Consider the following 26186-nt stretch of genomic DNA (forward strand, 5'->3'; position numbering starts at 1 on the left):
AACACCTATGAAACAGCTTGACGAAACCAAAGTTCCTAATTATTGGGAAGGCTTTAACGGCGGTGACTGGCAAGAAGAAATCAATGTGCGCGATTTTATCGAGCATAACCTGAACCAATATGATGGGGACGAGAGTTTCCTTGCTGGCCCCACTGAAGCAACAACTGTTTTGAACAACCAGGTTCTGAACTTGAAGAAGCAAGAACGTGCCAATGGCGGCGTTTTGGATGCAGACAACAACATTCCATCAACCATTACGTCACATGGCCCTGGCTATCTCAACAAAGATCTCGAAAAGATTGTCGGCGTTCAAACGGACAAGCCATTCAAACGTGCTTTTATGCCATTTGGTGGCATTCGGATGGCGGAAGATGCTTTGAAAGCTTATGGCTTCGAAACTGATCCTGCAGAACACAAAATTTTCACTGAATATCGTAAAACCCATAACCAAGGCGTCTTTGATGCTTATACACCGGAAATGCGCAAGGCTCGTCACTGCAAGATCGTTACTGGGTTACCTGATGCATATGGCCGTGGTCGAATCGTCTCAGACTTTCCACGGATTGCCATCTATGGTATCGATCGGTTGATGGAAGAAAAGGTTAACGATTATAACCTGACTGGCGACGGTGAAATGACCGATGATGTCATCAAACTGCGCGAAGAAATCAACGAACAATATCGTGCGTTAAACGATATGAAGAAAATGGCCAAAGAATATGGTTATGACATTTCCCGGCCTGCAGCAAACGCTCAAGAAGCCGTTCAATGGATTTACTTTGGCTATCTGGCAGCCGTTAAGACGCAAAATGGTGCGGCGATGTCTGTTGGCCGGATCGATACGGTTATCGATGCTTACATTCAACGGGATATGCGTCTCGGCAAGTTAAACGAAGAACAGGCTCAGGAACTGATTGATCATTTGGTTATGAAATTGCGGATGGTTCGGTTCATTCGGACTGAAGAATATAATTCACTCTTCTCCGGCGATCCGATCTGGGCAACCCTGTCCTTAGCCGGTATGGGTAATGATGGTCGGCATCATGTCACCAAGACCGCTTTCCGGTTCCTGAAGACCTTAGACAACATGGGTGCAGCACCGGAACCAAACATTACGTTATTGTGGAGCGAACGCTTACCAGAAGGCTTCAAGCGCTACGCAACTGAAGTCTCCATCCAAAGTTCAACCATTCAATACGAAAATGATGATCTGATGCGTAACGAATGGGGCACGGACTATTATGGCATTGCCTGCTGTGTATCCGCACAGCCGATCGCTGACGGCGTTCAGTACTTTGGCGCTCGGGCAAACCTGGCAAAGACCGTCTTATATGCCATCAATGGTGGGAAAGACGAAATCCAGGAAGCACAAGTGGGTCCTGAATATGAACCAATCACCAGTGATTACATCGATTACGACGAATTCATGAAGAAGTTCGACAAGATGATGGACTGGTTAGCTGACGTTTATGTTAATGCGCTGAATGTCATTCACTACATGCATGACAAGTATTACTACGAAGCAGCACAGTTGGCATTGAAGGACACCCGGCTGAACCGGACGTTTGCAACTGGTATTTCCGGCTTGTCACATGCGGTTGACTCTATTAGTGCGATCAAGTACGGTCATGTTAAAGTGATTCGCGATGAAAATGGTATTGCGATTGACTTTGTTGCTGACAACGACGACTATCCGCGTTATGGTAACAATGACGATCGGGCCGACAACATCGCTAAGTGGTTGGTGAAGACCTTCTACAATAAGATGAACACCCATCATCTGTATCGCGGTGCTAAGTTGAGTACCAGTGTTCTGACCATCACCTCCAACGTGGTTTATGGTAAGAACACCGGGACAACACCAAACGGCCGTCAGAAAGGCGAACCATTCTCACCAGGTGCCAACCCGGCATATGGCGCAGAAAAGAACGGTGCCTTGGCTTCCTTGATGTCCACCGCCAAGATTCCATATCATTATGCAACTGACGGTATCAGCAACACGTTCGGGGTTACACCAAATACCCTGGGACATGATGATGAAACCCGTAAGGACACCTTGGTTCACATGGTCGACGGTTATATGGAGAACAGCGGCATGCATCTAAACATCAACGTCTTCAACAAGGAAACGTTAATCGATGCACAGAAGCACCCAGAAGAATACCCAACCTTAACTGTCCGGGTTTCAGGTTATTGCGTATACTTCGCAGACTTGACGAAGGAACAGCAAGATGACGTTATCGCACGGACATTCTTCGACGAAATGTAATCCAGTCAACTCAACATCAAAACAGGAAATCATTCCTGTTTTGTCAAAAGACGGCAACGTTGCTGTTGCCGTTTTTTGACAAACTGAAATGAAAATCGTTTGAAAACTATCAGCATACTAGCAGTGGAGGCGGCATAGATGAAACTTATCGATCAATCACAAAGCCCGTTAAATATTTTGGAACAGGTCGGGCAGGATCATGAAGGCCCAATTAAGGGTTACGTTCACTCAGTCGAAAGCTTCGGCTCAGTCGATGGACCCGGGATTCGTTTTGTCGTCTTCATGCAGGGGTGTCGCATGCGTTGTCAATACTGCCACAATCCTGATACTTGGAATATCGGCGTCGGTGAGGAAATGACAGCTGATCAGATTTTGGCGGATGCACAGCGCTATAAGGCTTTCTGGGGCGAACAAGGCGGGATTACCTGCAGCGGCGGGGAAAGTCTGGTGCAAATCGACTTTATCCTGGAACTCTTTACTAAAGCCAAGGAGCTTGGTATTTCAACTTGTCTTGATACTTCGGGTGGGCCATTCACGCGCGATCAGCCGTGGTTTGGTCAGTTTGAGAAGCTTATGGCGGTCACGGATATTTCATTGGTGGATATTAAGCATATTGATTCCGCTGAGCACAAGAAATTAACGGGATTCCCCAACGAAAACATTTTGGATATGGTTCAATATATGTCTGATCACGGTGATGATATGTGGATCCGGCACGTGTTGGTACCACAACGTACCGATTTTGATTCTTACCTTAAACGGTTAGGGGACTACGTCGCAACTTTAGACAAGAATGTGGTTCAAAAAGTCGAGATCCTTCCTTATCACACGCTGGGGGTCAAGAAATACCATGAACTTGGCATTACCTATCCACTGGAAGGCATCGAACCACCATCAGCAGATCGGGTTAAGAATGCGGAAAATCTGTTGCATGTCCAAGATTACACTGGCTGGCAAAATTGGCGTCCGCGTCCGGCTACCAAGGCGTAGTTTAGTTAGAACTTAACGTAACGATTAAAAACGCGGCAAATCTGTTGCGTTTTTTTAAAATGCCACTTATGATGATAAATGATCAGTATTATAAATTTATAAATGAAAGGGAAGCCGCCCATGAAAACGAAGCAAGAGCGCATTTTCTCCTCGAAGACTCTCACGTATTTTCTGCAACTTGCAGAAACAATGAACTACACCCAGTCCGCTCAGCTGTTGGGCATTACCCAACCTGCATTAACGCAGCAAATCAAGAAGCTGGAGCGGACAGTGGGGGCGCCGCTGTTCTACTCTGTTGGGAAGAAACTGCATTTGTCGGATGCCGGTCAGACAATGTTGAAGGCAACCCACGAGATCTATGAGATCCTGAACCAGACGACTGACGAGATTCAGCAAAGTACCAGCGCAACTGTGGGTAAGATTAACATTGGCTTGTTGAGTTCGATTGAAGACAGTGCCTTTAACGCCTTCATTGCGCATTACTATGATTTGAATCCCGAAGTTGAAATCACTTTGCGGATGATGACCCGTCACGAAATTTGGGAAGCATTAGAAAACAATCAGGTTGACTTGGCGATTATGAATCTGCCTGATGAGACGATCAAGAACTGGAAACCATACGCCAGCAAGAAAATTCTTGATGAGCAATTGCTGTTTTTACATCATGACGATTCGTTGGCAAACCGTAAGCGCCTTCATTTTAAAGATACGCTTGCTGAACCATGGGTTACTTATCCGGATGATTATTTCCTGGGGCAGATGCTTCACGAAGCCTACAAGAATCAGATGGTTGATTTTCCGCATGTAGTTGCGCACTTTACCACGCCATATCAACTTACGCAGTTTGTTAATCACACCGGCGTGAATACTGCCTTGCCGACGAGTTTTGTGACGGCCCACGCTGATCAAATCAAAGCCCATGCTGTTTCATTCGAACCGGCCATTCGCTTTGAGACCTCGTTCGTTTATCGAAAAGAAAAAGCTGATATTCCGCGGATTGCCAACTTCTTTAAGACGTTTGACGCCTATCTGGCAGAAAAAGATTATCTGTCGCGGGTCGGCGAAAACAGTGGTAAGATTGAAAGGTAAATATTGAGCTGAGGAGCGATCGATTAATATGACGACTTTGATTTTTGGACATCAAAACCCAGATACGGATGCGATTACCAGTGCCATGAGCTGGGCCGAGTTTCAAAAGCAGGCGGGCAACACAGATGTTGAAGCAGTAGCACTCGGTGAACCAAATGACGAGACCAAGTTTGTTTTGGATCATTTCAAGGTTCAAGCACCGCGGGTCATTAAAACTGCAGCAAATGAAACTGACACTGTGATGTTGGTGGACCATAACGAATTTCAACAGAGTGTTGCTGATATCGAGGACGTGCAGATTGCGTCAGTGGTTGATCATCACCGGATTGCGAACTTTCACACCGCTGCACCGCTGTTCTATCGCGCAGAACCGGTTGGCAGCACGAACACCGTGATTTTCGAACTATTTCAGGAACACGGCTACACGATCTCGCCAACATTGGCTGGCTTGATGGCATCGGGGTTGATTTCCGACACATTGTTGCTGAAATCGCCGACTGCCACGGACAAGGACAAAAAGATTCTTCCTGAAATGGCTAAAATTGCCGGAATTGATTTGCAATCGTACGGCTTAGCCATGCTGAAGGCTGGCACTAATTTGGCTGCTAAGTCTGATATGGATATTATCGAAGGCGACGCCAAGAGCTTCACAATGGGCGGCAAGTCGATCCGGATCGGTCAGGTCAATACCGTTGATCTGGATGACATCTATGCGCGTCAGGACGATCTGTTGAACGCCATGACCAAGGAAGCACAGGCCAAAGGTTATGACGACTTCTTGCTGATCGCAACGGATATTTTGAACAGCAACTCAACTGGCTTTGCTGTTGGTGCGGATCGCGATAAAGTCGCGGCAGCGTTTAACGAAAAGTTTGATGCGAACGCTCGTTTGTCATTGCCTGGAGTAGTTTCACGTAAAAAGCAAGTCGTGCCACCGATGCAAAAAGTATTTGAAGGTTGATCTGTCCGTTTTACGAATATAGTTAATTAAGTCGCAGCTGAACGCCTTGGCTGCGATTTTTTGTGTTGTTTAAGTTGGCAAGATGGTAGAGCACTTAAGCTAAACTGAGTGACTCGTTCGATTGAAAGCAGATGTCCTGACGATGATGATCAAACGTGGTTAGCAAATTTTTGTGAACCAAGATTTGGTGTAGACTTGATTGACTGTATGTGTGCCGGAAATTTACGAGCGGTTAACTGATCGGCTCAATGAGCACACGAGAATGCTAGATTTGCGTAATTTGAGTGAACTTCCTGGAAAATATGCGAAATCAACGACCTACATACTACTTCGTATAATATATATTATGTAAACTAGAATGGAGAATCAAGGAACGGCAATTTTCGCTGTATTTTGCCGTGGCAGTAAATTCTTCCTAGTACACTCCCCCACTCGTGGATATCGGAAATTTTTTAACAGCAACGAGATCGGCACAAAAGCAGCGGTTTGATTCGAGGTTAAGAATTTTTCGCAAACTTTATGTACGATGACTGATCAGCAAACTTTATGCAGATGTTTTGGCTTAAACGGACATTTATCGGATAATCAGTAAATTTGCCCAGACTGGCAAAAATCAATCAATTGTTGCATCATTGCCATTTTTGTGATGGCCGCATATTTTGGCTGATAGCTGATAGCTGATTCATGATGAATTGCTGAAGCTTGTTCAAAATTGTAGCCAAACAACAACCACCAACTGAATTTTTCCAGTAGCAAGCAGCATCCAGTGCTGCAGACTGCGAATTTTAAAGTTCGGTGGTGCGAGCGAGTTTTCATACATAAATTCGGTTCATAAACACGTTTAAGAATTAACGGGATTTGGCGACCTTAACCAGACTTTGACGTTTACCTTTGGATAAAGCTAGAACTTTATTCAATACAGTCTCACGTCATTTTGCCGAGACGATCTGCGTTAAATCGCGGTTAAGTCGCTCATCTTCCTCGGCATCCGCCTCTTTTTTCAGGTATACTAGCATTATCTAGAAGAAAACATATGTTCGAGGTGATGCTGCTTGTCGACTCAGAATTATCCAAAATTAATCCACGTCATGCTGCCCTCTTTGCCTGACTACATTCAGGACTACTATCACAGCCAAAAAGCGATTCCGATTGCTGACTCTACCCTTTATCAGTATCTGCATTTTTATCAGGAGTTTCTTGACTGGCTGATCGCTAGCGGCGTGACGACCGCCACTTCCCAGCAATCTGTGCCGCTTGAAACACTGGAGCACCTTTCTTTACGCGATGCGCAGGCTTTTATGGCTTATCTGCTAGAGCGGCCTTCCAAAACGCATCCAAATAAACGGATGACGCGGCGCAGTGTTGCCTTGCGATTGGTGGGCATTAAGGCGCTTTATCGATTTTTGACCGAGGAAAGTGAACCGCATGAAGACGGTGAGCCTTACTTTTACCGCAATGTCTGGAATAAGGTTAAATTAAAAACCCACGCCGAGACGACGGCTTATCGCAATCACAAATTGCAGGAAATGCTGTTTGTGGACGGTGAAGATGCTAAATTTCTGCACTGGCTGGATCAGGTTTATGCGCATCAACTGCCTTCGAAACAACGCGCGTATTTTGAGGCTGCCAAACAACGCAACTTGGCGATTATTGCGTTGCTGTTTGGGTCTGGTGTGCGTGTGAGTGAGTTGGTCAATATGAATCTGGAAGATTTGAATATGGACCGACACACGGTGCAGGTTGTGCGCAAAGGCAATTTTCAGGATCGGGTGAATTTTGCGGACTGGATTGACCCCTATCTCACCGCGTATTTACAACAACGTGCGGCCATTATTGGCTATCAAAAGCCGACCTCGCCGCTGTTTGTAACGCAGGTCGGTCAAACGGTGAAGCGGATTCGCCAAAATACGATCGAGGCTTTTTTTAAACGTTACACGACGGCTTATGGTCGACCATCCACACCGCATAAAGCGCGGCATACGTTAGGGACGAATATTTATACGGTGACCAAGGATGTGCAACAAGTGGCCGATCAGCTTGGGCAGACGACCACAAGTGCGACTGATCTTTACATTAACCTAAGCGATAAACGTGGAAAAGCCGCGCTGCGTGAGGTTTCTGAAACAGCAGCCAAGGCGTTGGATCGGCACACCCAACAACCGCATGAAAACTAGTGCGCCTGAATTAGCCTAGACGGGTGTTATTCAGGCGTTTTTTCATGGACAGGCTTATAATGAAGCCAGTTAGCATAGGGGTAAATAGAAAGGCGTGATTCATTGTGTTGGATGTTAAGGATTCAGTGAACCGGCTGGCTTGGACCACCGAGCACCATTTTCTGCATATTCAGGCGCGGCATGATTTCATGCGGGCTTGGGCTGTACAATTCGAAATGGCTTATACGGATTTCCGGGTAATTCAGATGGCTTTGCAGCTTGGCGGTGAGCAGTATCATGATCTGCTAAAGCGGTTTGCGGCTGCCTATGAAGCAGTTTGTCCATTCGAATACGCATTTGCGGCAGGCGGCCTTGCCGGTTTTGATGAGCAATTCGCCGATAAAATGGCCGATTATCAAACCGCTGAACAAAACTTGCTTAAGCTGATTGCCGAGATTAAAGCCTTGCAGCCGGCTTGAGACATAACAACTAAAAGTGCCGTTTCTGACAGTATCGTTGTAAATAAACGATGGGTCAGGAACGGCACTTTTTTTAGAGTTTTGGTGGTCACCGGACTATCGCCAGAGCCCCCTTAACTACCTGCGACTGGTTGGTTGGCGGCGGGAAACGATGCGGTAATAAACATTGCCGGTCAGACGATACATTAACACGTAGATCACGGCAAAAATGGCTAACGTGATGAGTGAAACGGTCAGGAAGAATTGCCAATCAGGCAAGCCAAACAGCATCATGATTCGCTGAACGAATGGCAAGGCAAAGCCAACGTGGATGGCAGCGACGACCAACGGCAGATAAAACAGCATGAGCAGTTGGCTGTTGATGGTTGACCGCACCTCGCGCAGGCTTAAGCCGACTCGCTGGAGAATGGTGTAACGCCGCTCATCAGCATAACCTTCTGCCAGTTGCTTGTAGTAAAGTATTAGCAAAGTTGCCAAGATAAACGTGGCACCAAAGACGATGCCGAGGAACAGAAAGCTGCTCATCATGCTGGCGGTATCGTCGTAATTGACGGCGCGGGACTGAACAGTGTCAGGAAGTGCGATGCCACTTTTGTTTAAATCTTGATACAGCTTAGTTTGGTTGGCATGACTGCCGCTCAACATTAAATCCTGATTCGTGGTGACATCTGTTTTAAGCTCGGCCATGGTCTTTTTCGGGTACAAATGATGCAATGCCGCGAGCATTTGTGTTTCAGATGGAAATGCGACGAAAAGATTGGGAATAAACGTTTTCGGTGCATTGGGAAAGCTTGAAACCCGCGTTGCGACATGGTAAGTTTGCTTCCCGATTGTCAGAGTATTGCCAGCGAAATGATTGGACGTGTAAATAAGAATATTGTTTCCATTCAGCGAACGGTGTTGTCCAGTGTAACGATTATAGTTCGCAATGGTCATCAACTGGACGCTGCGGGCATTGTCAAAGCCAAACGGTCCGTTGATACTGCTTTGGGAATTCAACCGGTTTTTTTCAAGCAATGCCAACGTGCTGGAAGGGCCAGTAAACGTGCGAATTGACCGGATACGGACGTGATGGGTTTTGGCCAGCTCGGTGACGCGATTGGCAGCTTCGGTATCATTTGTTTTAAGGGAGTAAGATAAGTCGACTGGCGTTTGTGCGTTAACGATTTCATTGATACCAAAGAAAAGCGTGGCGGTCGTGGCCAGCGTAATGAGGGTCATGGTCACCAAAATGGCAATTGATGCTAAACCGGCGCCGTTTTGTTGCATTCGGTAAAGCAGATTCGAGACATTAATGAAATGCTTAGGCTGGTAGTAATAGTTTTTTTGACGCCGCAGCCATTTTAAGACAAAAACCGAACCCGACGTGAATAAGCCATATGTTCCTGTGATGACCAGTATGACCGCAAAGAAAAACATACTCATGGCTTCCAGCGGATTGGTGATGACAACGGCCAGTGTATAGCCGGCGATTAAACATACAAGGCTGAAAATCAGCGTGAACCACGCAATCTTCGGTTCCCGCTCACCGGCGCTTTGTTCGCGAACAATGTCAATTGGCTGCTTGCGAATAAGCCAGATTTCATCGATGAACATTAAGATGATGAAGAGTCCGATTGTGATGATGCCGGCAATGCTGAAGGCTTGTTGGCTCAGACCAAACTCAAGGTGGTGGTTGACATGCAGCACCTTGGCCAGTGTCAGATAGCTAATCCGCGACAGGACTGTTCCCAAAGCACCGCCCAATAGCAATGTTGCCAACAGAAGCAGCAATTTTTCGATGGCCATCATTTTGCTGAGTTCGCCTTTGCCAAAACCGATGATGTTGTACAAACCGAGCTGACGGATGCGTTGCTTGCGAAGAAAATTGTTGGCATAAATCACTAAAATGATGGAGACGATTGCGGTAATGACCGAGCCAAACATGAACAGCGATCTGCCAGCCGAAGCGCCAAATTCGCTGAACAGAACATCACTGCTGGCATAGGCATTTAGCATGATCAGATTGATCGCCATTAGGAAGCTGGTGGTGATGACAAATGGGACAAATAAGCGGCGGTCTGCTTTGAGGTTGGTGGCGGCCAGTTTGAAATAGAATTTCATTGGCCTTCGCCTTCCTTCGTCAGCATCGCCGTCATCGTCTCGCTGATTCGGGTCAGGAACTCTGGCTGATCAAGTTCGCCCCGGTAAAGTTGATGGAAAATTTGGCCATCCCGGATGAAAAGTACCCGCTTGCTATGGCTGGCAGCAATGGCACTATGCGTCACCATGAGAATGGTTTGCTGACTCTGGGCATTCACGTCTGTCAGCAAGTCCAAGAGTTCGCTCGAAGTTTTGGAATCAAGCGCCCCAGTCGGCTCATCGGCCAGCAGAATTTCCGGTTCGGTGATCATGGCGCGGGCGGCGGCGACCCGTTGCTGCTGGCCGCCGGAGAGCTCGTACGGATACTTTTGTAAGAGGTCGCTGATGCCCAACCGCGGTGCGAGTTTAGCCAAGCGCTCTTTCATGATCGCCAGCGGCTTTTTTGCCAAAACCAGTGGCAGAAAAATGTTGTCTTGCACGTTGAAGGTATCAAGCAAGTCAAAATCCTGAAAAATAAAACCAAGGTGCTCCCGCCGGAATTTGGCGCGCGCCCCTTCTTTGACTTTGCGCAGATCCTGGCCGTTGAGCGTGATTTCACCGCCTGTAGGGTTATCCAGTGTCGCAATCAGGTTCAGCAGCGTACTTTTACCGGATCCTGATTCCCCCATAATGGCGACGAATTCGCTTGATTCGACTGTAAAACTGATATTAACCAATGCTTGAACGGGTTGGGCGCCCCGACTTGTATAGGTTTTTTCGACATTTTTTAATTTAAGTAACGTTGACATACGATCTTCCCCTTTCACTGACTAGCTTAAAAGGGATGGCACCCTAAAACTACTTACAGTCGGCTGCGGTTGCTTACAAGCTGGTAAGCTGGCTTACTCTGCCAGCCATCGGGTTTGGGGAAAATGAATCGCAAACGTACTGCCAACGCCGACTTTTGACGTCACCGTTAACCGCAAGCCTAATTTTTCGGCGATCTGACGGCTAAGGAATAAGCCTAATCCGCTAGCCTTTTGATTAGCGCGTCCGTTATAGCCGGAATACCCCTGTTCAAAAATCCGCGGTAGGTCTTCTGGCAGAATACCGATACCAGTGTCGGCGACAAAAACGGCATCCCCTTTTGCGTAAATCCGGATGGACCCGCGCGGCGTGTATTTAATGGCATTCGTCAAGAGTTGTTCAAAAATAAACCGCAGCCACTGACTATCACTGACAACGGTTGGCAATGCTTCGACGGAGACCGTTAAATCCTTGGCAATAAACAATTTAGCCAGATCGCGAACGGTTTCGTTGACGAGTGGTTTTAGCGCCACTTCGGTTAAAACCAGATCGGTGTTGAGGGTTGTCAGTTTGAGGTAGTTTAACATCACCGTCAGATAGCGATTGATTTTGCTGATTTCCAGCCGGGCATCGTTTGCATTGACCGGTTCTACCTGCAGTAGCAAATCCAAAGCCGTTAGCGGCGTTTTGATTTGGTGCGTCCACAACTGCAAGGTGTCTAACATTTCCTGCTCGCGATCGCGGTAGGTGTCGCTGTTTTTTCGCACAGTTTGTTGCAAAGACTGGATTTTTTGGTAATACGCGCGGCCCAACGGATCGGTGATTTGGGTATCGTCCAGCAACGAGACATCCGCTTGTAATTGCTGCCATTCCCGGTTGAAACGCCACAGATCGTAACCGCCAATCACGAGTAACGGAATCAGGGCGAACAGCCACATGTTAAGGATTACCTCAATTGAGACATTAACCAGCCAATTTGCCAATAAACCGGTCAGAAGCAACGTGAGCAGGCTTAACCAAACCATCCAGCGTGCATGGTAATAAGCCTTAATCATGGCCGGCCTCCTTGCTGGCCAACCGATAACCTTTACCTTTGACCGTCTCAATCAGTTGCGCCAGGCCAACCGGTGCGACTTTCTTGCGCAGCCGATTCATATTCACGGCCAATGCATTGCGGTCGATAAACTCGTCGCCTTCCCACAATTTTTCGATCATGGCTTCGCGGGTCACAACTTCGCCATTGGCACTAAACAAAAGGCTCAATAACTTAGTCTCAGTGGGCGTGATATCAAGCACGCCTGCTGGTGAGCGAAGCTGATTATCGGTTGGCACCAGTGTGAAATCGTCGTGGGTTAAATTGGTTTCGGTTTGCTGATACTGATAAGTCCGCCGCAGCATCCCCTGAATCTTCGCCAACAAAACCGGCAATTCGATCGGTTTGGCCAAAAAGTCGTCAGCACCCAGGTTCATGGCCATCACGAGGTTCATATCATCGCCGGAACTCGTCAGAAAAATAACCGGTACGTTGCTGTGCTTGCGTAGTTCGCTCAGCCAGTGAAAGCCGTTAAAATATGGCAGACTGATGTCCATAATCACAAGATCCGGTGCAGCGGCGCGAATCTCTTCATCGACTTGGTCAAACTTTTTAACCAGGCTGACCGTGAACGCCCAGCGATTCAGGTAATTAGCGATCGTTTTAGCGATCACATCATCGTCTTCAACAATAAAAATTTTTTGGGGCATGCTCATTGCGCTCCCTTCGTGGTGATTCGTGGGTTTTTTTGATCTTTTGATTTACACTAAAGTCAGTTTCTATTTTAACTGATTTCAGGTGTTTAAGTTGGGACAATCAAAAATCGGCTGGCAAGGACAAACTGCGGCCTTTCTGTTGAGTCAAAATTTATTTGTTTTCGGTACGTCAACCGTCTTTTTTGCGGTGCTTTGGGACATTGCCTTAAAAACGTCTTCAGGCGCGTGGATGACGTATGTGTCATTGGCTACCTCGTTACCGGCGATTTTAATCTCCTTATCCGCTGGCGTTTTGGCTGATCGGTATAACCGAAAATGGCTGATTGTTCTCTCTGCCGTTGCGGTCACGGTTTTGACCCTCGTTGTTGCCTACGTGTTTGCTTTTGTGACCCAGGAACTATGGCTGTTGCTGGTGATTGCCGTGATCCGCAGCTTTGGCAACGGACTGGAAAATCCGGCGGCCAATGCCTTATTGCCGCAGCTGGTGCCGGCTAAACAAATTACGCGGGTCAATGGCTACAATCAAATTTTGATGGCGGCAATGCTGGTGATGTCACCATTATTGGCGGGCTATATTCTCAGCGATCTGGGAATCTTCTGGATATTCGTCATTGATGCCTTGACTGCGGCGTTAGCGGTACTTTGCCTAGGGGTGGTTCATGTACCGACGCCAACTGCGCGCCGGGATCGGGCCAGCAAACGGCAAAATGGGATCTCGGCCGGCCTGCGTTACGTGGGGAATACACCGTTGCTGTTGGCGTTCATGTTGTTTACCGGCGCGGCCTTTATTTTAATTGCGCCATCCTCGCAACTATCAACGTTGTATGTGAATCGGACATTTGGCTCGGAAGTCTGGCATTTGACGTTCAACGAATGGTCGTGGACGATCGGTGCTGGCTTAGGGGGCCTGTTTATTGCCCGCCACAAAAAGTTTCGCGACCAGCTTGGCCTCATCGCCATTGGCTTTGCCGGCAGCGGTATTGCGTTTGCGGAAATGGGGCTGAAACAGCCGTTCATCACTTATCTGTTCTTCATGTTTATTTCCGGTATTTTTTATCCGTTGATTCAAGCCGGCCAGACGATTTATCTGCAGGAGAATGTACCAGCAGATAAGTTAGGGCGCGTCTTTTCGTTATGGGCAATCCTATCGACCGGTATCTATCCGCTGGCGATGTTGGCATATGGACCATTGGCAGATTGGGTGCCGATCGGATGGATTTTCATCGTCACCGGGCTACTATTAATTGGCGTTGCATACTGGTTCTGGCAGCGGTTAAAAAAATTGAGTTGGTAGCGATGCCTACTGCTGATCACGATGTATTCAAAAATGCCTCATCACGACGGGCCGGACAGCGGCACTTCATGTGTGATGAGGCGTTTTTCTATTCAAGTTTAAAATCGCTGAAGAGCTGCTGGTAAAAAACGCCAGTGGTCAGTCATCATGACCCACCAGCAGACGTTTGCGAGCAATATGTTTATTTAAAAAAGGTGACTTTACTTGCTGGGATCCGATAAAGTGAGTCCGGCGCATTCTTTGGCTTACCCACAGCAATAAGCAGCGTTGGCATGAAATGCTCAGGATCAAGATCGAGTGCCGGTAAGATCTTCTCGTGATCAAAACCAGTCATAGCGCCGGTTTCATAGCCATAGGCGCGCGCAGCCAACATGAAGGACATAGCGGCCAGACTGCTGTTTTGAATGATGAATTCACGTAACGCCTGTTTGTCGGTTTGGAAAGATGCTACCAGATTCTCGATCATGGGTTTTTGATGCTCAACGGCGCGGTCGGTCAGCAAGCCTGCTGCCGCTGCTCGCTTGAACAGTTCTGCTTCAAATGGCCCTAAATCCAGTTCACCACCGACAAGCACAACCGCGGATGCGGACAAAATTTCCGGTGCATTAGTTCCAGCCACGCTGGCGATTTTTTCTTTTGCTGCGTTACTTTGGGCCACGACAAAACGGGTCGGTTGCATATTTAATGCGCTCGGCGCCTTTGTCGCATAAGTAATCATCTGTAGCAATTCGCCTTTGCTGATAGTAATTTCCGGATCAAATTCGCGTGCAGTGTGGCGTTTCATGACGACTTCATCAAAGTTATTGTTTTCCAACATCAAATTCACCTCTTAGAATGTGAGCGTAAGCCGGCGCGCTTAGAAGTCGGAGTGTAAGTGGCCTTGGGTGTGATGGCCCGGGCTTAGGCCATTGCGACCAAGGTCCTTACACGCAGACTTCTGCGCCGGGGAACGCGTTAATATTTTTGAACATCTTCAGGATACGCTAAATGTTGGCGTTTTCCTAGTGATATTTAAAAATGGTATAGGCCTTATAAGAAAAATGAAAGCGCCATCATTAGTCTGCTATGCCATCGTCAACTGTAATGCACCTAATTCTGTAATCGCCGCTGTCAATTGATCGCCAGGCTTCAAAAAGACTTGCGGATCGCGGCCAACACCTGTACCACTCGGCGTTCCGGTGAAGATGAGATCGCCGGGCTGCAGTGCCACAATCCCACTAAGATAATGGATTAACGTGGGTACTTTAAAGATCAGTTGGTCCAGACTTGCCTGCTGCATCACCTGACCATTGACCGTTGTTGTGATTTGTAGCCTATCCAGATTGGCGATTTCGTCAGGTGATGTGACCCACGGACCGATGGGTGAATAGTTTTGAAACGACTTTGCCAAAGAAAATTGCGGTTCCGCATTCGCAAACTGAACCGCCCGATCGCTTAAATCTTCGCCGACCATCCAGCCGGCAACATGGCGCATCGCCTCGCCTTCAGGAATATTGCGGCCACCAAGCCCGATCACCACGACTAACTCGGTTTCCCAGTCGGTTTTGGGCCCATGCATGCGCACCGTGGCAGTCGGCTTGGCCAATGAGCTACTGAATTTGGTAAAAACACTTGGAACCGTTGGCAACTTGATGTGAATTTCTTCCGAGTGATCCAAAAAGTTCATCCCGATCGCAAAAATCTGCTGGCTAGTCGTGATGGGTGCTTCCAGCTGGTCAGCGGTAAATTGAAAAGTCGGCCCGAGCGTTAATGATGCCGGCTGCGTTAAGGCAGTCAAAACTTCCGGCGCATTCGTAATCGGTTGTGCAGTCGATGCTGACGTGATCAGATGCGGCTGACCGCCAATGTTGGCAATTTTCACTTGAAAAACTTCCTTTCAGAAGTATTAAGGTACGTCTTCAGTTTACTTCTGAAAAATCGTGGTGCCAAATGCATTAGCCGTGATAGATGAGTTAATCTTAGGTGACGCGAGGCGATGAACTAAGACACGATCTTGGTATACGCTCATCAGAGATTCGCCTGAAACGCCTGAATAACTTGCTGAACGGCTTGATTTTGGCTTCCGGTTCCAAAAGTGACTCTCAACCAGCCAGGCATGAGTCCATCACGAACAAGAAAGCCGTGCTGAAGCAATTCCTGCTTGAGGGCTTGCGCTTGATTTTGTGGTGCCTGAAAAAATTGAAAGTTCGTTTGGCTGAGATAATGCGGCAACGCGCTATCTGTCAAAAAAGTTTCCCAGCTGCGACGTGCCTGCCGAACGCGGCTTCGTGTTGTCTGAACAAATGCCTGATCAGCCAACGCAGCCTGGGCGCTCAATTGTGCGATGGTACTGAGATTATAAGGCAAGCGTACCGACTGAAGATAGGCGACCAGCTGCTTCGGAAAAATCCCAAAACCAACGCGAAAATTGGCCAGCCCGTAGATTTTGGAAAAAGTGCGTAAGACAACCAGATTATCGAATTGCGTCAGCAGGCCGATTGCACTTGTGGCGGGATAGTCGTCGGTGAATTCGATATAAGCTTCGTCTACCAGAACCAGTACATCTTCCGGTACTTGGCGCATGAACCGGGTTAATGCCGTCAGTGACAGCAGTGTGCCTGTGGGATTGTTCGGGTTACATAACCATATCAGCTTTGTTCGTGGTGTGATGGCCTGCACCACCGCGGCTAGATCGAAGTTGCCGGTTTCGGGTTGAACCGGGACATCCACCACCTTGGCGCCTTCAATTTCGGCATGTAACCGGTATTCGGAAAACGTCGGCCAAGGCTCGACAACTTCATCCCCCGGCTCCAAAAAGGTTCGGGCAATTAAGGCAATCACTTCGTCAAGACCGTTACCAAACACAAGCTGCTCACTCGCAACATGAAGTTGGTTAGCCACCGCCATGCGCAACTGACTCGCGTTACCGTCCGGATAATCACGACTTTGCGCAAAGTTCCAGCTAGCTACCGCCTGTTTCACTTCAGGACTGGTACCAAAAGGATTTTCGTTTGCCGACATTCGGACCAGGCTGGTTAACCCCAGCTCTTTTTTTAAATCGGTCAGTGGTTTTTCTGGGATGTAAGGTTGTAAATGCTCAACGGTGTGTTTAAGCATGTTCTTTTCCTCCTCGTGTGCAAAAAAAGTGAGCGTGAGCCGGCGCGGTTAGAAGTCGGAGTGTAAGTGGGCTTGGGCGTGATGGCCCGGGCTTAGGCCATTCGACCAAGGTCCTTACACATAGACTTCTGCGCCGGGGAGCGCGTTATAGTGAGCGTGAGCGAGCGGCGTTAAATGTGTGACAACCGCTGGCTATTCAACCATCAATATTTATTGATGCTGCTGCGTTCCTTCAGACGACTCATTTTCCCTGCGCGACTCGCCAATTCTTCTTCGATCTGATCAAGGGTGATACCGCGTTCAACCATCAGCACTAGAATATGATAAGTCAGATCGGCGACTTCGAGGACAAAGGCGGCGTCATCAGGATTTTTGGCAGCGACAATGACCTCGGTGCTTTCCTCGCCGACTTTTTTTAGAATCTTGTCCAGTCCCTTGGTGAAGAGATAATCCGTATAGGAACCGGGAATCGGCTGGGTTTGGCGGTCTTTGATGAGGTCATATAGTTCGGTGATACTTTGTTTGGCAGCTGTCATGGCTGATCATTCCTTTCTTGCATAAGTGCGATAAAAACAACTCGTGTGCCCGGTGTGACAGGCGGGACCTGCGGGTAGAACCGATATCAGCAACGTGTCCGCATCGCAGTCAACGGCGATTGATTGGACTTTTTGGATGTTGCCGCTAGTTTCACCTTTGTGCCACAACATCTGGCGACTGCGCGACCAAAACCAGGTTTCACCGGTTGCCAAGGTTTTTTCAAAACTTTCGGCATTCATGTACGCCACCATCAAAACCTGTTGAGTTTGAGCATCTTGAATAACTGTCGTGATCAAACCTGAGCCCTTTTTAAAATCAAGTGCGATCATCGAACCACCACCTTTGCTTGTTTTAAAACCGTTTTAACTTCGGGGATGGTTAATTGACCAAAATGGAAAATGGACGCGGCGAGGCCGGCCGAAACGGCGGTCTCTTTGAACAAGTCAACGAAATCTTCGGCGGAACCTGCACCGCCGCTTGCGACAATGGGAACTGTCACCGCGGCACTTAATTGGCGATACAAAGCTAAGTCGAAGCCTTTCTGCGTGCCGTCAGCGTCCATTGACGTGACCAACAGCTCACCTGCTCCGGCGGCGACTGCCTGTTTGGCCCACCTAATTGCATCGAGATCCACCGGCGTGCGGCCACCATTAATCGTGACCTGGTAGCGTTGGCGTTCAGGTTGCCACCGGGTGTCAATGGCGACCACTACCGCCTGACTGCCGAATGTCTCGGCACCGGCCGTGATAAGTTTCGGCTGCTTCACAGCAGCCGAGTTTAAAGCAATCTTGTCAGCTCCGGCGCGCAACAAGTCGTGCATATCGGCAACTGAGCGAATCCCCCCGCCCACCGTGAGCGGCATGAAAACCTGCGCTGCCACTGCGGCCACTGTTTGGGTCATGGTTTGGCGGGCGTCAGTCGTGGCAGTGATGTCCAGAAAGACAAGTTCATCGGCTCCTTGGGCTTCATAAGCTTTGGCGATGGCAACCGGGTCGCCAACATCTTTGAGCTGGATGAAATGAACGCCTTTTTTAACCCGTCCCTGATCGACATCAAGGCATGGAATAATTCGTTTGGTCAGCATCGTCATCCTCCAATTCTTTGAGTTTGTTTAGATCAATGGCGCCGGTTTGCCACGCTTTTCCGATAATGGCGGCGTGAATGCCGGCTGTGCGTAAGGCGGTTAAGTCAGCCAGCGTCCGAACACCACCACTGGCTACAATGTTGATCTCAGGGATGGTGTGTTGAAGCGTCCTTAGTAAGTCAACGTTTGGCCCTTGCATCGTGCCATCCCGGCCGATATCGGTCACGATCACCGTGTGCACCCCGGCTGTCTGCATCGTTTGCATCACGTCCACGCCGTTTTGCCGAGTTGTGGTCAGCCAGCCGTTTGTGGCGACTTTACCAGAGCGAACGTCAATGCCGACAACAATTCGCCGTGAACCAAATTGCGCAATCGCCTGCTCAACCATTTCAGGATCCGTAATGGCAACGGAACCGAGGACAAGGCGATCAATACCGGCTGTCAGATATTCATTCATCGTTGCCAGATTGCGAATACCGCCGCCAAGTTCGATAAACGCCGAGGTGTGTTGGCGAATGGTCTTGATGGCAGCTTGATTAATCGGTTGTTGGGCACGGGCGCCGTCTAAATCAACCAAGTGCAGACGGGTTAAACCCGCAGCATTTAACCGTGCCACCTGGTCCAGCGGGTCTGCGCTTAAACTGACGCGTTGGTAATCGCCTTGCGTTAAGCGGACGCTTTTGCCGGCTAATAAATCAATGGCTGGATAAAGTTGCATGGTCGGTCATCTCCTTAAAACGCTGCAAACCGGCAAGGCCAATCGCGCCGCTTTTTTCTGGGTGAAATTGGGTGCCGAGAATATTTTGGCGCCGAACGATACTGGTCAGTGGTTGTCCGTAATCGGTTGTGGCAAGTGTATACGCGCTTTTGGTCTGGACGTAATAAGAATGCACGAAATAGGTCGCTTGATTGGCAAATCCTGCCGCAAACGGATCGTCTTGGGTCAGCGTGTTGGTGTTCCAGCCCATGTGTGGGATCGTGATACCCCCTTTTGTCGGAATCGCGACGACCTGTCCGGGGATAAGTCCCAGGCCTTGCGTTTCGCCAAACTCATCACTGCGATCAAACAAGAGCTGCATGCCTAAACAGATTCCGAGTAATGGCTTACCGGTTGCAGCAAAAGCCTGGATCACCGAGATGAGATGTCTTTGCTGCAAGGCGTTCATGGCCGTTTTGAAGGCGCCCACCCCTGGCAAAATCAGACCGCTTGCTGCCATGATAATGGCAGGATCGGCGGAAAGCTGATTGTCAATCGCCAAATAGTCGAGCGCTTTTTTGACGTTAAGCGTGTTGCCGGTGTCATAGTCCACGATGACGATCATCAAATCACTCCTTTAGTTGAAGGAATCCCCTTGACAGCCGGATTCTCGGCAACGGCCGCTTGCATGCTGCAACCAAGCGCTTTGAACAAGGCTTCAATTTTATGGTGGGTATTGCGTCCGTATAAAACAGCCGCATGCAAGTTAAACTCGCCAGCAAAGGCAATTGCCTGAAAAAAATCTTCGGTGACTTCCGTGTCAAAGCCGCCCAGTCGTTGGTTGGTTAACTCGGCGTCAAACACCAGGTAGGCGCGACCGGAAAGATCAACGACAACACGGGCCAGTGTTTCGTCCATGGGAACAAAGGCGCTGCCAAAACGTTCAATACCCGCTTTGTCACCGAGCGCTTGCTTGAAACAACTGCCTAAGACGATACCGGTATCTTCAATCGTGTGATGCGGGTCAACATCTAGGTCGCCTTGGGCTTTGATTGTCAGACCAAAGCGGCCATGCTTGGCAAACGCCTCTAGCATATGGTCAAAAAACCCTATGCCCGTATCGATGGCAATACCGCTTTGCTGATCAAGGTCGAGACTGATCGTAATTTGGGTTTCTTTGGTTGTTCGGGTGATCGTGGCTGTACGCATGGAAAAACCTCCTTGTCGTTAAGTGATGCGTTGACAAACATTTATCGGGCTGTCCGTTTCAAAATGGCTTCAGCATGACCGTCTAGTCCCTCGGTTCGCGCCAACGTCACGATCGCATCAGCTTGTCGCGCCAGCGCTTCGGAACTGTACTGAATAAATTGGGTTCGTTTCACAAAATCATAAACGCCTAAAGGTGAGAAAAATCGCGCCGATCCGGCAGTTGGCAAGACGTGGTTCGGGCCGGCCACATAATCGCCTACCGGTTCTGCAGCATTTTCGCCAAGGAATACCGAGCCAGCATGCTGGATCTGATTTAAGTAAGTGATCGGATCAGGCAATTGGATCTCTAAGTGTTCCGGCGCAATCGTATTTATGAGGGTAAATGCGGCATCCGTGTCGTTAACAACAGCGATAAAGCCCTGATTCCTGATCGCAGTGCGGGCAATGGCCGCTCGTGGCAACGTTGCTAACTGAATTTCGACTTGATCACTGACGGCCTCAGCCAACTTTTCACTAGGTGTAACGAGCATTGCCCGGGCGTTGGGGTCATGTTCTGCTTGCGATAAGAGATCGGCGGCTACACGCACAGGATCGGCCGAATCGTCGGCAATAATCCCGATTTCCGATGGACCGGCAATCATATCGATGGCAACCGCTCCGAAGACTTGTTTTTTGGCTTCCGCGACATATTGATTTCCTGGCCCCATAATTTTGTCGACGCGTGGGATGGTTTCCGTACCAAAAGCCAAAGCCCCGATCGCCTGGGCGCCACCGATCTGGTAAATTTCGTCAATACCAGCCAATTTGGCAGCGGCCAAAACCACCGGATTGAGTCCTTCTTTTTGTGGTGGTGTCACCATGACGATTTTCTTGACGCCCGCAAGCTTGGCCGGGATCGCCGTCATGAGAATCGTTGACGGATAAGCAGCGGTACCTCCGGGAACGTATAAGCCAACTGCGTCAAGCGGCGTCACTTTTTGGCCGCGTATGATGCCTGCGGACGGACTATCGATAAAGCCATGGCTGATTTCTAACTGGTGGTAACTTGTGATGTTGGTCTTGGCCAAGTTCAACGCTGTTAATAATTTCGGCGATAAGTTTGCCAAGGCAGCATCAATTGTTGCTTGCGGAACGCGCAGGTCATCGATTGAGACGTGATCAAGTTGCATGCTGTAGTTCCGCAAAGCAGCGTCTCCTTTTGCTTTCACGTTAGCCAGAATTTCCTGTACGGTTGTTTGAACCGCCGTATTTTGTGTTAGGTTTTGTTCGCGAGCAGCGACTTGTTTTTGAAGTTGGGTTAAAGTGCCGGTAAGAATTTTCATGTTAAACCTCCTGGGGACGAACCCGTTTCAGTGCTTGGATGAGTTGGTAAATGGCAAATTTCTTTTGCTTGAGCGCCAGCCGATTCACCACAAGATGGGTGGACACTGGCGTTAGTGTGGCAAAAACCTTCAAATGATTTTCGCGTAAGGTCGTCCCGGTTTCAGTGATGTCGACAATCGCATCAGCCATGCCGGTCAGTGGTGCCAGCTCAACCGACCCTTCGATTTTAATCATCTCAACGTCTTCGCCTTGTGTCTGAAAATAGCGCTGGGCGATGTGCGGATATTTGGTGGCGATTCGTTTGCGACTTGTCTGATATGGGTCAAAGTCAGGGGTTGATGCGAGAATGAAGCGGCAACGACCGGTTCTAAGATCCAACAGGTCAAACTGTTGATGACCTTGTTCCTCGAGGATATCCGAACCGACAATGCCGATATCCACGGTGCCGCGGTTCAAGTAAGTCAAGACATCAGGCGCTTTGACAAGGACAAAATGAAAATCCGGATCATCGGTAAAGAGCAAGCGCCGGCTTTTTTCCTGGAGCGGCGTACAGTCAATACCGGCAGCGCTGAGTAGTGGCAGCACCTGTTCAGTTGTCCTGCCTTTTGCCAATGCAATGGTTAACGTCATAGTGTGGCCTCCTTGGGGGAAAGATCAATTAAGCGGGCATGGCGGTTTTTTGCCAATGCCCGGGCTTCAGCAAGCGAATCGACTAGGCAAAGCCGGGCATTGGGCGTTGTGGCGACAACCGCTGCTGCTTCCTGCCACTGGGAAGGTAAGCTATAAACAAAGGTCTGCGATGATGCGGTTGGTTCCTGAACGGTGTCCGTTAAGGCATCAACATCAAATGCCAATCCGACTGCCGGCAGCAGATCGCGTTGAAAGCTGGCCATGAGCCGGTCGTAGCGCCCGCCGCTAAACAGATATTCGCGCCGATTAGGGACGTAAGCGTGGAAGAAAATGCCGGTATAATACGATTGCGGTGGCTGACTGGTTAAATCCAGTGTGACGTTAAGGTTCGGAAACTGCTCCTTTAAGAAATCGACGGTCGTCTGCAGACGTGCTACCTGATCGCTTACAAATGCCGGTGGCAATAATTGCCTTAATTGTTCGAAAACATTGGCAGCCGGGCCGAATAACCAAGGCCACTGTTTTAAGAATAGGTATAGCGCATTGTCGGCAAGTGGTTCGATCAGTCGTTCGTAGGCACTAAGATTCTTCGTGAAAAAGGCTTTCTGCAGTGTCTGCTTGGTCTCGGGATCCAGCGCTAAAGCCTGCAGAATTTGCGGAACAAAGCGCGCATCGGAAAGCTCCAGCGTTAAATCGGCAACCTGCAAGTCATCACAAATGCGGATGGCTTCGCTTAAACACGCCCATTCGGCTTTCAAAGACGCGTAACCGATCAACTCAATGCCTGCTTGGGTGATTTGATTGTAAGTACCGCTCAGACTTTTTCTAACGCGGAAAATATCACCGACATACCACCAGTGAACCGGCGGCTGAATATTGGTAGTGCTCAATAAGCGCGCCAATGGCAATGTCAAATCCGGTCGCATCACAACTGTCTCCCCTGCGTCATCGAGCATCTGATAAGGTTGTTCACCCGTGACGGTCAGCGGCTGGAAAACATCGCGATATTCCAACAAGGGCGTTTTGACCCGATCGAATCCGGCATCGATAAAATGGCGGCTCATGATTTGAATTAGGTTTTCTTTACGGATAGCGCGCGGCCCGAATTCGTCGCGGGTACCAACAGGCAAATGGCGATTTGACATGACGGTGCTCCTTTCGTTGGTGCGGTTTTTTCTGGTGTGAAGTTGTTTGGGGTGGTGATCTTTCTATTGTGGGCGATTAGTCTGGTTGAATTTTCGCTTTCTATAACGCGCTCCCCGGCGCAGGAGTCTGCGTGTAAGGACCTCGGACGCGATGGCCTAAACCCGGGCCATCACGCCCAAGGCCACTTACACTCCGACCCCTAAACGCGCCGGCTCGCGCTCATATAAAAAAAGCCCCCGAAAACGTTTTTACGTTTTCGAGGGCGACTGGTGATCGCGGTACCACCTCAATTTTGTTTGGACCTCACGACCCAAACCTCACCTACCAGCCACAAGTCGGCTTGCGCGAACTGTGACTGGCAGCGGTGATAACGCAACGGGTGCGTGACAGCCTACTTGGTTCAGCCATCAAGTTCTTAGATGTGTGTTCGGCTGGTCGATCGCGCTTTCTCAGCAATGAGCGCTCTCTTGGGATCGGTGGTAGCTTACTTGGTCTAATCACAACTTCATGTTTGTTAATGTGACTCTAATCATAACGACCTTTAGAAAAATGTCAACCACTTTTTTAAAATAACTGCATTAGGTTCCGCCGATTGCCAACCGTTTGTTTTTTAATTTAGATGCAAGAACGAGATTGCGATATTCAAAATGATCATTTTGCCAGCGGAGATGTCGTCTTCAAAAAATCGAGCAACAACCCCTGCACTTCAGCATCCTGTTCTGGCGTCCCAAAGCTTTGGCGAATCCATCCGGGAACCATACTATCGCGCACTAGATAACCATGCTGCTTTAAGAAAGCGCCTAATGCTTGTGGTTGCGGCACTTGGTACAGCATAAAGTTGGTCTGAGTGGTGTAATGTCGGATGTGCTGGTGATCGAAGAATGCTGTCCATTGCTGGCGCGCCGCAAAAAGTTGGCGTTTAACTTTTTGCGTGAAGGCAACATCTTTCCATGCTGCCAAAGCGGCCGTTTGGCTGAGACCGCTAATGTTATAAGGCAAGCGCACGTTTTGCATTTTTGGGATGAGCGCCTTAGGGACGATGCTAAAGCCGACGCGGAAATTGGCGAGGCCGTAAAGCTTGGAAAAGGTGCGCATTAACAATAAATTGGCGAACTTTGTGATAAGCGGCAAGACTGAAGGATTGGGGACCTGATCAACAAAGTCAATATAGGCTTCATCCACCACAACCAGAATTTCCGCCGGTACTTGCGCCATGAATTCGGCAATTTCGCTGACCGACAAGTAGGTTCCGGTGGGATTGTTTGGATTGCATAACCAAATGACTTTCGTTTTTGCCGTGATGCCTGCCAACAGAGCCTGAAGATCAATACGTCCTGTGTCCTCGTCGACCGGTGCGTTAACCGTCACGGCACCGGCAATCGCTGCTTGCAATTGATATTCCGGATAAGTTGGCCATGGCTGAAGGCTCTCGTCGCCAACGTCTAGGAAGGTCCGGCAAATCAAGGCAATCATTTCGTCCAAGCCACTTGAAAAAAGCAGTTGATCTGCGGGCACCTGCAGCCGCTCAGCCACGGCGGTTCGCAGCGGCATGGCATCCGGATCAGGGTAACTGCGGGCTTGTGAAAAAGTCCAGTTGGCAATGGCCTCCTGCACTTTAGGAGAAGTGCCGACAGGATTTTCATTGAAAGATAAACGTGTCATTTTTGCCAAACCCGCTGCTTTGGCGATTCTTTCCGGGGTACTGTCTGATACGTAATCCGGCAACCCGGCGATACTTTTGCGCAACATCACGCCACCTGCTTTCTTGATTGCCTTAGAGTTTACCCGCATTTGGGTGCGATGTAAATATAAAATGCATAAATATTCATAAATGTAACAGAGCCTAACCTGAATTTTCTCGCTTGAAAGTTTCAAACGTTATTCAATTGTGCTAAATATAAAAGATGTTGGAGCCTTTTACATCATTTATGCCAGACGAAGTTCGTTGCCAACAGTCTTACGCCATCGACTTTTGCCCACACAAACAGGCACTAAAAGACGGAATTCAGTCCTTTAGTGCCTGTTTGGTGTCATGGATCAGCGAACTTCAGCTATTGGCAACAAAGGATAAATAGTAAGTCACTGCCGCAACGGTTTGAGCCGAGTTGATTTTACCTGCTTTGACGCCTTCAACCAGCTCAGAAAACGGCACTAAACGGCTGGTGACGAATTCGTCCTTATCGAAATCTTGCGATGTTTTGGCGGCTAAGTTAATTTTGGCCAGCACAAGATTGACTGTTTCATCGGTCATCCCTTCGCTGGAACGGACCGCGGTCAGCCATTGCAAATCATGGGTCAGATAACCGGTTTCCTCGTGCAGTTCCCTGCTCGCCGCAGTTTGCCAATCTTCACCAGGATCGATTAATCCGGCAGGCAATCCAAAAACTTCGCTGTTGGTTGCCACCCGATATTCCCGATTGACTAACACTCGCCCATCGTTTGTCAGTGCCAGCATGGCAACAGCATTGGCGTGGCGAATCAAATCGCGTTCAACCGTCAGACCATCAGGCGTTTTGATTTTTTGCGTCACAACATCGAAAATCGGACCGTGATAATGCGGCGTTTCACTTAAAATTTTTCCCTTCGCTAAGGGTTGGTCAAAAAACATACTG

The 26186-nt window shown here is 48.8% G+C and carries 25 protein-coding genes and 1 other annotated feature; of the genes, 7 read left to right on the top strand and 18 right to left on the bottom strand.

What is annotated here, in order from left to right:
• Positions 1-7: 7 nt before the first annotated feature.
• The 6 genes from pflB (at position 8) to LACSTY_RS07005 (ending at position 7941) form a co-directional block, all read left to right on the top strand.
• On the top strand, positions 8-2269 hold the full coding sequence (gene pflB, locus LACSTY_RS06980) for a formate C-acetyltransferase (protein WP_087912135.1): 2262 nt from the start codon (positions 8-10) through the stop codon (positions 2267-2269).
• Between the two features lie 138 nt (positions 2270-2407).
• Positions 2408-3259: a pyruvate formate-lyase-activating protein gene (gene pflA / locus LACSTY_RS06985; RefSeq protein ID WP_087912136.1), complete on the top strand. Its 852-nt coding sequence runs from the start codon at positions 2408-2410 to the stop codon at positions 3257-3259.
• Positions 3260-3379: 120 nt separating this feature from the next.
• Complete coding sequence (locus tag LACSTY_RS06990) at positions 3380-4348, top strand: LysR family transcriptional regulator (RefSeq protein WP_010488353.1); 969 nt, start codon at positions 3380-3382, stop codon at positions 4346-4348.
• 28 nt (positions 4349-4376) lie between these two features.
• Complete coding sequence (locus tag LACSTY_RS06995; protein ID WP_087912138.1) at positions 4377-5309, top strand: manganese-dependent inorganic pyrophosphatase; 933 nt, start codon at positions 4377-4379, stop codon at positions 5307-5309.
• A 1052-nt stretch (positions 5310-6361) separates the two neighbouring features.
• Entirely contained in the window at positions 6362-7483 is a 1122-nt protein-coding gene (xerS, locus tag LACSTY_RS07000) for a tyrosine recombinase XerS (RefSeq protein WP_087912139.1), read from the top strand.
• Positions 7484-7587: 104 nt separating this feature from the next.
• Positions 7588-7941: a hypothetical protein gene (locus LACSTY_RS07005; RefSeq protein WP_087912140.1), complete on the top strand. Its 354-nt coding sequence runs from the start codon at positions 7588-7590 to the stop codon at positions 7939-7941.
• A gap of 117 nt (positions 7942-8058) precedes the next feature.
• On the opposite strand, the gene LACSTY_RS07010 is transcribed toward LACSTY_RS07005, so the two are convergent.
• The 4 genes from LACSTY_RS07010 to LACSTY_RS07025 form a co-directional block, all read right to left on the bottom strand.
• On the bottom strand, positions 8059-10044 hold the full coding sequence (locus tag LACSTY_RS07010; RefSeq protein ID WP_087912141.1) for an FtsX-like permease family protein: 1986 nt from the start codon (positions 10042-10044) through the stop codon (positions 8059-8061).
• Entirely contained in the window at positions 10041-10811 is a 771-nt protein-coding gene (locus LACSTY_RS07015; protein WP_087912142.1) for an ABC transporter ATP-binding protein, read from the bottom strand. The genes LACSTY_RS07010 and LACSTY_RS07015 overlap by 4 nt, the downstream gene beginning before the upstream one ends.
• A gap of 93 nt (positions 10812-10904) precedes the next feature.
• Positions 10905-11864 (bottom strand): sensor histidine kinase, encoded by a 960-nt coding sequence (locus LACSTY_RS07020; RefSeq protein WP_087912143.1) that lies wholly within the window; start codon positions 11862-11864, stop codon positions 10905-10907.
• A complete protein-coding gene (locus tag LACSTY_RS07025) occupies positions 11857-12552 on the bottom strand; it encodes a response regulator transcription factor (protein WP_010488338.1) in 696 nt (231 codons plus the stop codon). Before LACSTY_RS07025 ends, LACSTY_RS07020 begins: the two co-directional genes overlap by 8 nt.
• Before the next feature lie 97 nt (positions 12553-12649).
• Between LACSTY_RS07025 and LACSTY_RS07030 the strand changes: the two genes are divergently transcribed.
• Positions 12650-13852: an MFS transporter gene (locus tag LACSTY_RS07030; protein WP_087912144.1), complete on the top strand. Its 1203-nt coding sequence runs from the start codon at positions 12650-12652 to the stop codon at positions 13850-13852.
• A gap of 181 nt (positions 13853-14033) precedes the next feature.
• Here the strand turns inward: LACSTY_RS07030 and LACSTY_RS07035 are convergent, their stop codons facing one another.
• The 14 genes from LACSTY_RS07035 to LACSTY_RS07100 all read right to left on the bottom strand — a co-directional run bounded on the left by LACSTY_RS07035 (position 14034) and on the right by LACSTY_RS07100 (position 26182).
• On the bottom strand, positions 14034-14669 hold the full coding sequence (locus LACSTY_RS07035) for a nitroreductase family protein (protein WP_087912145.1): 636 nt from the start codon (positions 14667-14669) through the stop codon (positions 14034-14036).
• A 246-nt stretch (positions 14670-14915) separates the two neighbouring features.
• A complete protein-coding gene (locus tag LACSTY_RS07040) occupies positions 14916-15713 on the bottom strand; it encodes a fumarylacetoacetate hydrolase family protein (protein WP_087912146.1) in 798 nt (265 codons plus the stop codon).
• 146 nt (positions 15714-15859) lie between these two features.
• The gene (gene hisC / locus LACSTY_RS07045; protein ID WP_087912147.1) at positions 15860-16948 is read right to left on the bottom strand and encodes a histidinol-phosphate transaminase; all 1089 of its coding nucleotides are present in this window, start codon (positions 16946-16948) and stop codon (positions 15860-15862) included.
• A 203-nt stretch (positions 16949-17151) separates the two neighbouring features.
• Positions 17152-17484: a phosphoribosyl-ATP diphosphatase gene (gene hisE, locus LACSTY_RS07050; RefSeq protein ID WP_087912148.1), complete on the bottom strand. Its 333-nt coding sequence runs from the start codon at positions 17482-17484 to the stop codon at positions 17152-17154.
• Between the two features lie 6 nt (positions 17485-17490).
• Positions 17491-17814 (bottom strand): phosphoribosyl-AMP cyclohydrolase, encoded by a 324-nt coding sequence (gene hisI, locus LACSTY_RS07055; protein ID WP_087912149.1) that lies wholly within the window; start codon positions 17812-17814, stop codon positions 17491-17493.
• Positions 17811-18569 (bottom strand): imidazole glycerol phosphate synthase subunit HisF, encoded by a 759-nt coding sequence (gene hisF / locus LACSTY_RS07060; protein ID WP_087912150.1) that lies wholly within the window; start codon positions 18567-18569, stop codon positions 17811-17813. The genes hisI and hisF overlap by 4 nt, the downstream gene beginning before the upstream one ends.
• Positions 18538-19287, bottom strand: coding sequence for a 1-(5-phosphoribosyl)-5-[(5-phosphoribosylamino)methylideneamino]imidazole-4-carboxamide isomerase (gene hisA, locus LACSTY_RS07065; protein ID WP_087912151.1), 750 nt, complete (start codon positions 19285-19287; stop codon positions 18538-18540). Before hisA ends, hisF begins: the two co-directional genes overlap by 32 nt.
• Positions 19265-19891, bottom strand: coding sequence for an imidazole glycerol phosphate synthase subunit HisH (gene hisH, locus LACSTY_RS07070; RefSeq protein ID WP_087912152.1), 627 nt, complete (start codon positions 19889-19891; stop codon positions 19265-19267). The genes hisA and hisH overlap by 23 nt, the downstream gene beginning before the upstream one ends.
• Positions 19891-20475, bottom strand: coding sequence for an imidazoleglycerol-phosphate dehydratase HisB (hisB, locus tag LACSTY_RS07075; RefSeq protein WP_087912153.1), 585 nt, complete (start codon positions 20473-20475; stop codon positions 19891-19893). The genes hisH and hisB overlap by 1 nt, the downstream gene beginning before the upstream one ends.
• A gap of 41 nt (positions 20476-20516) precedes the next feature.
• Positions 20517-21797: a histidinol dehydrogenase gene (gene hisD / locus LACSTY_RS07080; protein WP_087912154.1), complete on the bottom strand. Its 1281-nt coding sequence runs from the start codon at positions 21795-21797 to the stop codon at positions 20517-20519.
• A 1-nt stretch (position 21798) separates the two neighbouring features.
• Entirely contained in the window at positions 21799-22428 is a 630-nt protein-coding gene (gene hisG / locus LACSTY_RS07085; protein ID WP_087912155.1) for an ATP phosphoribosyltransferase, read from the bottom strand.
• Complete coding sequence (locus LACSTY_RS07090; protein WP_087912156.1) at positions 22425-23573, bottom strand: ATP phosphoribosyltransferase regulatory subunit; 1149 nt, start codon at positions 23571-23573, stop codon at positions 22425-22427. The genes hisG and LACSTY_RS07090 overlap by 4 nt, the downstream gene beginning before the upstream one ends.
• 256 nt (positions 23574-23829) lie before the next feature.
• Positions 23830-24084: a binding site (T-box leader), on the bottom strand.
• Between the two features lie 141 nt (positions 24085-24225).
• Positions 24226-25323 carry a histidinol-phosphate transaminase gene (gene hisC, locus LACSTY_RS07095; RefSeq protein ID WP_087912157.1) on the bottom strand — a complete coding sequence of 366 codons (1098 nt, stop codon included), beginning with the start codon at positions 25321-25323 and terminating at the stop codon, positions 24226-24228.
• A gap of 298 nt (positions 25324-25621) precedes the next feature.
• Positions 25622-26182, bottom strand: a complete 561-nt coding sequence (locus tag LACSTY_RS07100; RefSeq protein ID WP_087912158.1) for an NUDIX hydrolase — start codon at positions 26180-26182, stop codon at positions 25622-25624.
• Positions 26183-26186: the final 4 nt, after the last annotated feature.

It is taken from the genome of Lacticaseibacillus styriensis (assembly GCF_030770295.1).
GTDB classification, from domain to species: Bacteria; Bacillota; Bacilli; order Lactobacillales; family Lactobacillaceae; genus Lacticaseibacillus; species Lacticaseibacillus casei.